This is a genomic window from Phocaeicola sp., assembly GCF_048170425.1.
GTDB lineage: Bacteria > Bacteroidota > Bacteroidia > Bacteroidales > Bacteroidaceae > Phocaeicola.
In genome coordinates, this window is sequence record NZ_DBEXBB010000125.1 from 1 (window position 1) to 8134 (window position 8134).

Here is an 8134-nt window from a genome sequence, read left to right on the forward strand (position 1 = left end):
CTGTGAAGATATAGGAGCAGAGCCTCTTCCAGTGCTGGCTGCTGGAGTCCCATGTCAGAATTCGGCTTGTATTCCGGGAAAACCTTTGAGCGGTGGACAGCAAGGAGGAATTCCTATGGAAGAGATGGGAGCGTATGTACAGGATATTCTAGACCTGATAGAATATGCCAATGGCGACCCGAAGAAGAGTAAATGGGCGAAGATGCGTGCGGAAACGGGCCATCCGGAACCTTTCAATTTGAAATACGTCGGTATTGGAAACGAAGATTTGATTACACCTGTTTTTGAAGAACGTTTTGAAATGATTTTCAAGGCAGTGAAAGAGAAGTATCCGGAAATCACGGTAATTGGTACGGTCGGTCCTTTCTATGAAGGTACGGATTATGAGGCAGGATGGAAGTTTGCTACGCGCCTGAATGTGCCGATGGTGGATGAGCATTATTATAATACACCGGGATGGTTTATTAATAATCAGGATTATTACGACCGTTATGACCGTGCTAAGCCTAAAGTGTATCTGGGAGAATATGCCGCACATTTGCCGGGACGTCCCAATAACATTGAAACGGCTTTGGCTGAGGCGCTGTATCTGACTTCGGTAGAACGTAATGGTGACATCGTGTCGATGACCTCATATGCCCCTTTGTTGGCCAAGGAAGGACATACTCAGTGGAACCCCGATTTGATTTATTTCAATAACCGTGAAGTGAAACCCACTGTGGGATATTATACTCAGTTGCTTTATGGTCAGAATTCCGGAGATTCTTATTTACCTGCCGACCGGAAAATCGATAATTCTCGTCAGGATGTACAAAAACGTATCGGTACTTCTGTGGTACGTGACAGTAAGACGGGAGACTGGATTGTGAAACTGGTGAACTTGTTGCCAGTTCCGGTAAAGGCGAAAGTGGAAGGCTTGGCGCAAACTGAAAATGGAAAAGCCGTTTTGCAGGTATTGAGTGGAAAACCCACTGACAAAAACGCACGGCCGGTGAGGAAAGATATGGCAATGACCGAGTTGTCTCAATATGAAATGCCGGCTTACTCTTTAAGCGTGATTCGTATAAAGGCGGATGAAACGACAAAGTAACCATGCCTTTGAATGATTTTTAGGTTATAATTGATTGATTTCTATTTCTACGGTTTGGTAGCAAGTCTCTATTTTTGTAAAAGTGAAAAATGAATACCATGAATAAATTATTGAGAAAATTGTCATTAGGGGTGGCTTGCCTTTTAATGGTAGCTTTTATCAGCTCATGTCAAAGCTCGCAAGCCGGTGGAACGTTTGAAGTAGGGAAAAATACGTTCCTGTTGAATGGACAACCTTTTGTAGTGAAAGCTGCGGAGGTGCATTATCCGCGTATCCCGGAACCTTATTGGGAACAGCGTATTCTTTCTTGTAAGGCTTTGGGTATGAATACCCTTTGTCTGTATGTGTTCTGGAACTTACACGAACAGCAACCGGGTAAGTTTGATTTCTCCGGCAATAAAGATATTGCCAAGTTCTGCCGCCTGGCCCAGAAGCACGGAATGTATGTCATTGTACGTCCGGGTCCGTATGTATGTGCAGAATGGGAAATGGGTGGATTGCCCTGGTGGTTACTGAAGAAAGAAGATGTACAGTTACGTACGCTGGATCCTTATTATATGGAACGTGTTGGTATTTTCATGAATGAAGTAGGCAAGCAGTTGGCAGACTTGCAGATTTCTCGTGGTGGAAATATCATTATGGTGCAGGTAGAGAACGAATATGGTTCGTATGGAATAGACAAGCCGTATGTATCGGCCATTCGTGATTTGGTGAAAAAAGCTGGCTTTACAGATGTACCTTTGTTCCAGTGCGACTGGAGTTCTAACTTCACCAACAACGCACTGGATGATTTGCTGTGGACCGTAAACTTTGGTACGGGAGCCAACATTGACGAGCAGTTCAAGAAACTGAAATCACTGCGTCCGGAAACTCCGATGATGTGTAGTGAATTCTGGAGCGGCTGGTTCGATCACTGGGGCCGAAAGCACGAGACTCGTGATGCGGCTACAATGGTAAGTGGTATCAAAGATATGCTGGACCGTAATATTTCTTTCAGCCTTTATATGACACACGGAGGAACTACCTTTGGCTGGTGGGGTGGTGCCAACAATCCGGCTTACTCGGCTATGTGCAGCTCATACGATTATGATGCACCTATCAGTGAAGCAGGATGGACTACTCCGAAATATTTCCAGCTGCGTGACTTGCTGAAACAGTATCTTCCGGAAGGAGAAACTTTGCCGGAACCTCCTGCTCAGTATCCGGTGATTTCCGTACCGGCCATTACAGAATGGGAAGTCGCACCCTTGTTTGATAATCTGCCTCAGGCTAAACAGTCGGAAGATATTAAGCCTATGGAACAGTTTGATCAGGGTTGGGGAAGTATCTTGTATCGTACGACATTGAAAGAAGATGTAAAAGGTATTTTGCATATTGATGAAGTACACGACTGGGCACAGGTATTTGCTGATGGAAAATTGTTGGGCCGCTTGGACCGTCGTCGTGGTGAGTTCACCTTACCGCTGAAAGAAACTTTGAAAAAAGGTACACGTCTGGATATTCTGGTAGAAGCCATGGGACGTGTGAACTTTGACAAATCAATTCATGACCGGAAAGGTATTACGAACAAAGTGGAAGTGGTAAGCGGCGAACAGGTGAAGGAACTGAAAGGCTGGGAAGTATACAACTTGCCTCCGTTCTATGAATTTGTCAGCCAGAAAAATTACCAAGCAGGCAAGCCGGTTGACGGACCTGCATATTATAAAGCTACCTTCCGTTTGGATAAGACAGGTGATACTTTCCTGGATATGCAGACTTGGGGAAAAGGTATGGTTTGGGTAAACGGACATGCCATGGGACGTTTCTGGGAAATCGGTCCGCAGCAAACTTTGTATATGCCGGGTTGCTGGTTGAAAGAAGGAGAGAATGAAATTATTGTGCTCGACCTGAAGGGACCGGCTGAAGCAAAAGTGGCTGGCGTAGAAAAACCGATTCTAGATATGCTGCGTGAAAAAGCACCGGAAACTCATCGTAAAGACGGACAGAACTTGAACCTGAAAGCTGAAAAAGTGGTAAATGCAGGTACATTCAAAGCTGGAAACGGCTGGCAGGAAGTACGTTTTGCACAGCCTGTAGCAGGACGCTATTTCTGTCTGGAAGGTATTTCCAACTATGAAGGAAACAATATCGCAGCCATTGCAGAGTTGGATGTACTGGATAATAACGGAAAGCCTGTTTCTCGTGAGAACTGGAAGATTGTGTATGCCGACAGTGAAGAAACACGTAGTGGAAACCGCACGGCAGATAAAGTCTTCGACTTGCAGGAAAGCACTTTCTGGCAGACGGTAGACAATACCGCTTATCCTCATCAGATTGTCATAGATTTAGGTAAGGAATATAATGTGACCGGTTTCCGGATGTTACCTCGTGCAGAAGCCGGCGCACCAGGTTTGATAAAGGATTACAAAGTATATGTAAAGAAATCAGACTTTACATATTGATTTTCAATTCGTATAGAACTTAAGGTATTGAAGATGGAAATATCCCATGGGCGGTGAGTCTATGGGATATTTTTTTGCAGGCTTTGCAGTTCAATATGGAATAAGTGTATAGGTAATACTTGAATGTAGTAAATACAGATACCATGAATTTGCTGAGTGAATAACCTAATTATAAAATAAATACTAAAGTTTAAGGGTTATACCCTGATAACTCAGGAAAAAGCATTAATTTCGCGAATTCAAATGAAACTTTAGAATTTAGATACCAAAAAACTTTACGATAATGATGGAACTTGATTTACTCACGGCTGTATCACCGATTGACGGTCGCTACAGAAGCAAAGCAGGAACTTTGGCTGCTTATTTTTCAGAATATGCGCTCATGAAGTATCGTGTGCGGGTGGAAATTGAATATTTCATCACTTTATGTGAATTGCCTTTGCCGCAGCTGGCATCATTTGATGCGACTCGCTTTGAGTCTCTTCGTGATATTTACCGTAATTTCTCTGAGGGAGACGCTGCACGTATCAAGGAGATAGAAAGCGTGACAAATCACGATGTGAAGGCTGTTGAGTATTTCATTAAGGAACAGTTTGATAAACTGGGTGGATTGGAACCTTATAAAGAATTCATTCACTTCGGACTGACTTCACAGGATATCAATAACACTTCAGTTCCTTTGTCTATCAAGGATGCGTTGGAAGAAGTCTATTATCCGCAGATCCAGAAACTGATTGACCAGTTGACTGCCTACGCAGAAGAATGGAAAAATATTCCGATGCTGGCAAAGACTCACGGGCAGCCTGCTTCTCCTACTCGTCTGGGCAAGGAAATCATGGTTTTCGCTTATCGTCTGAACCGTCAGCTGGCTGTATTGAAGGCTTGTCCGCTGACTGCGAAATTTGGTGGAGCAACCGGAAATTACAATGCACATCACGTGGCTTATCCGGATTTTGACTGGAAGGCTTTCGGTAATAAGTTTGTTGCAGAAAAATTAGGTCTGGAACGTGAAGAATACACTACGCAGATTTCAAATTACGACGGACTGGGTGCCATCTTCGATGCAATGAAGCGTATCAATACCATCATGATTGACATGAACCGTGACTTCTGGCAGTATATTTCCATGGAGTATTTCAAGCAGAAAATCAAAGCTGGTGAGGTCGGCTCAAGTGCCATGCCGCATAAGGTGAACCCGATTGACTTTGAAAATGCAGAAGGTAACCTGGGAATGGCCAATGCAATATTGGAACATCTTTCTTCCAAGCTGCCGGTCTCTCGTTTGCAGCGTGACTTGACGGACTCTACAGTGTTGCGTAATATCGGTGTTCCTTTCGGACATACGGTGATTGCCATCCAGAGCTCACTGAAAGGTCTTGGAAAATTGCTGTTGAATGAACATAAAATCTATGAAGATCTCGATAATTGCTGGAGTGTAGTGGCTGAAGCTATTCAGACGATTTTGCGCCGTGAAGCTTATCCGCATCCGTATGAAGCGTTGAAAGCGCTGACTCGTACGAACCAGGCTATTACAGAAGCTTCTATCAAAGATTTTATTGAAACACTGAACGTCAGCGAGGATATTAAAAAGGAACTGCGTGCGATTACTCCGCACAACTATACTGGAGTCTAACTTAAAAAAATAAATATCGCCCGAGAGGGTGTTGAGTATTAATATTAGCATTAAACAAAAAAATTATGGCAGAAAAAGAATTCAGACAAGATGGCGAAAACAGCCAGTCTGGCCGCGATGGTTACAAGTCTTACAACAGAGAAGGATATAACAAATATGGTAGAGGTGAGAAAAGCAACAGCTATGGTCGCCGTCCGTATAACAACAATAGAGAGGGAGGAGAAGGATATCGCTCTTCTTATAACCCTCGCTTTAATAATGGAGAGGACCGTCCGCAAAGGGGTGGGGGGTATGGTAATCGCCCGCAGCGCTCGTACGGAAACCGCTCCTACAATAATGAAGGAGGAGAACAGCGTACTTCTTACAATCCTCGTTTTAACAATAATGGTGGACGTCCGCAGCGTGCGTACACTCCTCGTTTCAACAGCAATCAGGAAGGTGGAGAACAACGTTCATATCGTCCGCGCTTTAACAATGCACAGCAGGGTGGAGAACAGCGTCCGTATCGCCCGCGCTTTAACAACAACGGCGGACAGCAGGGTGGATATGGTCGTCCACAGGGAGGTTACCGTCCACGTACTGCCGACTACAACCCGAATGCAAAATATAGCATGAAAAAGCAGATCGAGTACAAAGAGCTGCTGACAGATCCGGATGAACCGATTCGTTTGAACAAGTTCCTTGCGAATGCAGGTATCTGCTCTCGTCGTGAAGCGGATGAGTTTATCACTGCAGGAGTGGTATCTGTAAATGGCGAAATTGTAACGGAACTGGGTACGAAGGTGAAACGTTCGGATGAGGTGAAGTTCCATGATCAGCCGGTAAATATTGAACGTAAGGTATATGTGCTGCTTAATAAGCCGAAAGATTGTGTAACGACTTCGGATGACCCGCAGGAACGTAAGACGGTGATGGATTTTGTGAAAGGTGCTTGCAAGGAGCGTATCTATCCGGTAGGACGTCTGGACCGTAATACAACAGGTGTACTGCTGTTGACAAATGACGGTGACCTGGCATCGAAACTGACTCATCCTAAGTTCTTGAAGAAGAAAATTTATCATGTATACTGTGACAAGAACGTGACAAAGGCAGACTTGGATCAGATTGTACAGGGTATTACACTGGATGATGGCGAAATCCATGCTGATGCTATCAGCTACGCATCGGATACGGATAAGTCGCAGGTAGGTATTGAAATCCACTCTGGAAAGAATCGTATCGTGCGTCGTATTTTCGAATCGCTGGGCTATCGTGTGATTAAGCTGGACCGTGTGTACTTTGCGGGATTGACCAAGAAAGGATTGCGTCGCGGTGACTGGCGTTACCTCACAGAACAGGAAGTGGCCATGCTTCGTATGGGATCTTTTGAATAATGGTAAAATAGTAGAACACAGGGATACGCGGAAACGGGGCATCCCTGTGTTTTTAGATTAATTGATAAAACATAGAATCAAAATGGAAACAATTCGTAGAACAAAAATTGTTGACCTGCTGAAGCGTGAAGATTTTGGCGCGATGGTCAATGTGAAAGGTTGGGTGCGTACTCGCCGTGGTAGCAAACAGGTAAACTTTATTGCATTGAATGATGGTTCTACTATAAATAATGTGCAGATTGTAGTCGACTTGGCTAATTTTGATGAAGATTTGCTGAAGCTGATTACAACGGGTGCATGTCTGAGCGTGAATGGAGAGCTGGTAAAGTCGGTAGGTTCCGGACAGGCTGCGGAAATTCAGGCACGTGAGATTGAAGTATTGGGTACTTGTGACAATACTTATCCATTGCAGAAAAAAGGACATTCAATGGAATTCTTGCGTGAGATTGCTCACTTGCGTCCTCGTACGAATACATTTGGTGCGGTGTTCCGTATCCGTCATAACATGGCTATTGCGATTCATAAGTTCTTCCATGAAAGAGGTTTCTTCTATTTCCATACTCCTCTGATTACCGCATCAGACTGTGAAGGGGCCGGACAGATGTTCCAGGTTACTACCATGAACCTCTATGATTTGAAGAAGGATGAGAATGGTTCTATTATTTATGATAATGACTTCTTTGGAAAGCAGGCAAGTCTGACGGTTTCCGGACAGTTGGAAGGTGAATTGGCCGCTACTGCTTTGGGGGCAATTTATACATTCGGACCGACATTCCGTGCGGAAAATTCAAATACACCGCGTCATTTGGCTGAGTTCTGGATGATTGAGCCGGAGGTGGCTTTCAATGACATCAATGATAACATGGATTTGGCGGAGGAATTCATCAAATACTGTGTACAGTGGGCCTTGGATAATTGTTATGACGATGTGAAGTTCTTGAACGATATGTTCGATAAGGGCTTGATTGAACGTCTGCAGGGTGTATTGAAGGAATCATTTGTACGTCTGCCTTATACAGAAGGTATCAAGATTCTGGAAGAAGCAGTAGCTAATGGACATAAGTTTGAATTCCCGGTGTACTGGGGCGTGGACTTGGCTTCAGAGCATGAACGCTTCCTGGTGGAAGAACACTTCAAACGTCCGGTTATCTTGACAGATTATCCGAAGGAAATCAAGGCGTTCTATATGAAGCAGAACGAAGATGGCAAGACTGTACGTGCTATGGATGTGCTGTTCCCGAAGATTGGTGAAATTATCGGAGGGTCAGAGCGTGAGGCTGATTATGATAAGTTGCTGACTCGTATTCAGGAACTGAATATCCCGATGAAGGATATGTGGTGGTATCTGGATACGCGTAAGTACGGTTCATGTCCGCATTCTGGCTTCGGATTAGGCTTTGAACGCCTGTTGCTGTTTGTAACAGGTATGGCTAATATCCGTGATGTGATACCGTTCCCGCGTACACCGCGTAATGCAGAATTCTAAAAGAAAAATGTAACTGTTATCTATAATGAAGAAAGCCATTCCATACGGAGTGGCTTTTTTATGTTTTTATGATAGAAAAAACTACAGAAAATGCGTGGTTTTCAAATTATT

5 protein-coding genes are annotated in these 8134 nt (G+C 44.1%); all 5 read left to right on the top strand.

The window, feature by feature from the left end; translation table 11 throughout:
• Positions 1–1090, top strand: a 1090-nt coding sequence (locus ACMJ0U_RS04875) for an alpha-L-arabinofuranosidase C-terminal domain-containing protein (RefSeq protein ID WP_417128538.1), incomplete at its 5' end; no start/stop codon positions are given.
• Positions 1091–1236: 146 nt separating this feature from the next.
• Positions 1237–3531 carry a beta-galactosidase gene (locus ACMJ0U_RS04880; RefSeq protein ID WP_417128542.1) on the top strand — a complete coding sequence of 765 codons (2295 nt, stop codon included), beginning with the start codon at positions 1237–1239 and terminating at the stop codon, positions 3529–3531.
• 286 nt (positions 3532–3817) lie between these two features.
• The gene (gene purB / locus ACMJ0U_RS04885; protein ID WP_040313432.1) at positions 3818–5164 is read left to right on the top strand and encodes an adenylosuccinate lyase; all 1347 of its coding nucleotides are present in this window, start codon (positions 3818–3820) and stop codon (positions 5162–5164) included.
• Positions 5165–5229: 65 nt separating this feature from the next.
• Positions 5230–6537: a pseudouridine synthase gene (locus ACMJ0U_RS04890; protein WP_417128540.1), complete on the top strand. Its 1308-nt coding sequence runs from the start codon at positions 5230–5232 to the stop codon at positions 6535–6537.
• An 82-nt stretch (positions 6538–6619) separates the two neighbouring features.
• Entirely contained in the window at positions 6620–8023 is a 1404-nt protein-coding gene (gene asnS, locus ACMJ0U_RS04895) for an asparagine--tRNA ligase (RefSeq protein WP_007564295.1), read from the top strand.
• The last annotated feature ends 111 nt before the right edge of the window (positions 8024–8134 follow it).